The 4,076-nt window shown below is 63.5% G+C and carries 3 protein-coding genes; all 3 read right to left on the reverse strand.

Annotated elements, in window-relative coordinates:
* On the reverse strand, positions 1-1,164 hold a 1,164-nt coding region (locus VOI29_RS23125), incomplete at its 3' end, for a hypothetical protein (RefSeq protein ID WP_323784070.1).
* Positions 1,165-1,324: 160 nt separating this feature from the next.
* On the reverse strand, positions 1,325-1,774 hold the full coding sequence (locus tag VOI29_RS23130) for a hypothetical protein (RefSeq protein WP_323784072.1): 450 nt from the start codon (positions 1,772-1,774) through the stop codon (positions 1,325-1,327).
* A partial coding sequence (pepN, locus tag VOI29_RS23135) for an aminopeptidase N (protein WP_323784074.1) occupies positions 1,767-4,076 on the reverse strand: 2,310 nt, incomplete at its 5' end. The genes pepN and VOI29_RS23130, both read right to left, overlap by 8 nt.

Genomic DNA, 4,076 nt, shown 5'->3' on the forward strand with positions numbered 1-4,076 from the left:
GATGCGGTCACTGTTGTCAAATCCCTCGGCAGCATGAGCCCAGACCAGCGGATGCAGTTCCGTCAGGTGATCGCGGATCAGCCAGGTTGCGGCCCCGGCAATCTTCAGCCGCGGCACGTCGGCCTGGAAATTCTGGCCCAGGCCCCTGCGCAGGGAAACCGTGCAATAGGCGGCCAGCAGGTTGACCATCTCCTGCGAGGGGTTGGCATTGACGATGTCCTTCAGCCCGTCGAGGAAGAGCCGGGTGTCAACACGGGCGCAGGCCTGATCGTCAATGGAAATGGCGTCGAAATAGACCCAGGTGTAGCCGCCAGCCCCCCAGGTTTCAGCGGTGCGGGACGCGGTGCGGCGGGCCTCCAGTTCGAGGGCCGCATAGGAGCCGGACCGGTGTGGCAGCATATGGGCGCCGAGTGTGCGCATGTGGCGGTGGTTGCCGGGAGCAAGATCAATCAGCGCGCCGAATTCGTCCGCCACCCGCAGCGTCCCGGCGTTGCGGCCGGCAAACAGCGCACAGCGTGCGGCTTTCAGAAACGGGCTGTCCCGGCAGCCTTTTTCAATTGGATCCAGCAAGGCCGCGGCACGGTCGAAATGGGCGGCGCAGCGGCGCTGGTTCGGCTGCGATGCCACGGTTTGACCACCGGTCCCGCGCCAGGCCCAGCCGATGTCGATATGGGCAAGGGCAACCAGGGCCGTCAGATAGGGATCTTGGCGGTTCTCGGCCCGCAGCGCCTCAAACGCCATCAGGCCGCGGATCAATGAGCGGCTGCAGGCATCCTGGTCCTCCGCCAAAGCATGTTCGGTTGCGTTCACAACATCAGCCCGGGCGCCATAGGCGACGAGGTCAGCCAGCGGCAGACCGCAGCGGGCGGCGGCGCGGGTTTGATCCGCGTCACGGATTTGCCGGGACAGTTCGTCCCAGCGCTCTTGCCGGGCCAGAAACTGGCCGCTGTCCTGGGCCTGGATGCACTCCGGATCACCCCTTGCGCTGCAGACCGGGATGGACAGGCTGTCTACCAGGCGGCGGTCCGGAAGTTCCGCTGCCGGGGCTGGGTGCGGAGCAGGGACAGGAACAGGAACAGGAATGGCGGCAGGCTTGGCACGGTCGGAAACCAGACCTGAAATTCGGGACAGAAGATCCCGTGCCTGTCGAGAGGTTGTGAGCATTTGCGCTTCCTGGTGAGTGGCAGCTTGTCGTTTCTCACAATGTCGTCAGACATTGGGGCGCAAAGATGGCGGCACTGGGAAAGTTCACGCCTAAATGGGAACATTCGCGGGGGGCAGCGGCGCGCGCGCCGGCTGATGTGCAAATTTACAGGCGGGGCCGTCAGAACGCAGCGAAATGATGACGTTCGGTTTTGATGCCGCGGGCTTGGAATGCGGCGTCTGCTTCGGCGTGCGGCGGGGTGGCCTCCTGCGGCAGGCGGATGCGCTTGCCGCTGCGCAGGATCAATGTGGCGCGGACTGAGAAATCCCAGCGGGTGTCAAAACGTACACGGTCGATCTCCCCAAGTTCGGCTTTGCCGGTCAGGCCTCCGGTGAACCATTCGATTTGGTTTCCCGAAAACATGAGGCCTGACAGGGGATTGCGGATCAGATCCAGAAGCGCGGGGAGAACCGGCAGGGCCAGCAGGATCACCAGCAAAACGGCCGCATCCAGCAACAGCCACGACAGTAGCAGTACCGCCAGCCAGGCGCCAGTTGCCAGCATCGCAGCCAGAGAGCGGCCCCGGCGGGAGAAGCTGTAGCCCGCCGCCGGAGAGGCTGTTTCAGGCATCCAGGATCCGGGTGATCATCTCATTGGTGTCCCGGCTGAGGCCCGGCGCGCCGGCAATGCGGCTCATCTGGGCACGGAGCAGCGCTTTCCGGTCCGTACCATAGCGTTTCCATGTCTGGAAGGCGGCGCACATACGGGCGGTGGTCTGCGGGTTCAGCTTGTCCAATGCAATCAGGTTGTCTGCCAGCAGGGCATAGGCCTCGCCGCTTGCATGATGGAAGCCCGCGTGGTTGCCCGCCAATGCGCCAAAAACTGCGCGGAAACGGTTGGGGTTCTTCATGTCGAACAAAGCGTGTTTGGTCAGGGCGGCCGCGGTGGCTGCGGTTTTCTGTGGCGCGGAGCAGGCGATCTGCAGGGCAAACCATTTGTCCATCACCAGCCGGTCGTCTTGCCACTGGTCAAAGAATGCCTGTGATTGGGAATCCCCCTTTTCGGCTTTCATCAACGCGGCGAGGGCGGCGTATTGCTGGGTCATGTTGTCCGCAGCTGCGTATTGGCGCACGGCCTGTTCGCCTCCGTCCAGACGGGTGAGCAGCGACAGGATGCGGCCATTCAGGGCGCGCTTGCCGGCACCTTTTGCATCCGGGGCATAGGCGCCGTCCACCGTTGTGGCAGCATACAGCCGGGGCAGGCTGGTTTCCAGCTGCTGCGCCAGGGTCTGGGTAAAGGTCTCTGCCGCGTCGTAAATTTTCTGCGGATCGGGTGTGAAGCCGCGTTCATGCAAGGTCTGGGCGATGTCGGCCTGGCTGGGCGGGGTCAGCACCAGGGCGCGGAAGGCCGGATCCTGATCGTCGTCACGCACCAGCTTTTCCAGCGCATCGAGATAGGCCGCATCCGGGGCGGCGCCATCCAGAACCATTGCCACGCGGGATTCCTTGGCCAGCGCGTTGCCTGCTTCCCAGCGGTTGAAGGGGTCGGTGTCATGCGCCAGCAGGAAGGCGCGTTCGGCGTTGGTGGTTTCACGCTCCAGAATCACCGGGGCGGAGAATTCACGCAGGATCGACGGCACGGGTTTCGAGGCGAGGCCGCCAAATGTGAAGCTTTGTTTAGCCCCGGTCAGCTCCAGCACCTCGGTCGCGCGCACTTCGCTGCCGTTGGGGGACAGCAGGCCCACCGCCATCGGGATCACCCGCGGCGCCTTGTCCGGCTGGCCGGGCGTCGGGGGCGTCGATTGCTCAAATGTCAGTGTGTAGGTGCCGTCCGCGAAGTCTTCGGACACCTTCACCCGCGGCGTGCCGGCCTGGTTGTACCACAGCTTGAATTGCTGCAGGTCGCGCCCAGTGGCGTCTTCGAACACTTTCAGCCAGTCTTCGATGGTGCAGGCCTGGCCGTCATGGCGCTCGAAATAGAGTCTCAGCGCCTTGTAGTAGTTGTCATCCCCCACCAGCCGCTTCAGCATGCCGATCACCTCGGCGCCTTTTTCGTAGACGGTGGCGGTGTAAAAGTTGTTGATTTCCTGGAATTGTTCTGGCCGCGGCGGATGCGCGAGGGGGCCGCCATCCTCGGGGAACTGGCGGGCGCGCAGGGTGATCACATCCTCGATCCGCTTGACCGGTTCCGAGCGCATGTCGGCGGTGAACTGGGCGTCGCGGAAGACGGTCAGCCCCTCCTTGAGGCAGAGCTGGAACCAGTCGCGGCAGGTGATCCGGTTGCCGGTCCAATTGTGGAAATACTCATGGGCGATGATTGCCTCGATGCGCTCGAAATTGGCGTCGGTCGAGGTTTCGGGCGAGGCCAGAACGCAGGAGGAATTGAAAATGTTCAGCCCCTTGTTCTCCATCGCGCCCATGTTGAAGTCGTCCACGGCGACGATGTTGAACAGGTCGAGGTCGTACTCAAGGCCGTAGACGTCCTCGTCCCATTTCATCGACTTCTTCAGCGCCTCCATGCCAAAGGCGCATTTGCCCTCGTCACCGGGACGGACCCAGATGTTCAGCTCGACATCCTTGCCGGACCTGGTGGTGAAGCCGCCGGGGTAGTTGACCAGATCGCCCGCCACCAGCGCAAACAGATAGGCCGGTTTCGGCCAGGGGTCGTGCCATTCGGCCCAGCCTTCGCCCTGGCCCATCGGGTTGCCGTTCGACAGCATCACCGGTTCGTCGCCTTCGATGCGGACAGTGAAGGTGGACATCACGTCGGGGCGGTCGGGGTAATAGGTGATCTTGCGGAACCCCTCGGCCTCGCATTGGGTGCAATACATGCGGTTGGACATATAAAGCCCCTCCAGCGCGGTATTGCCCGCCGGGTTGCTTTCCCCTTCGGCCTCCCAGGTGAAGGGCGCGCTGGGCACTTTGCAAGTAAG

Source organism: Leisingera sp. (assembly GCF_034669605.1).
Taxonomy (GTDB): Bacteria; Pseudomonadota; Alphaproteobacteria; order Rhodobacterales; family Rhodobacteraceae; genus Leisingera.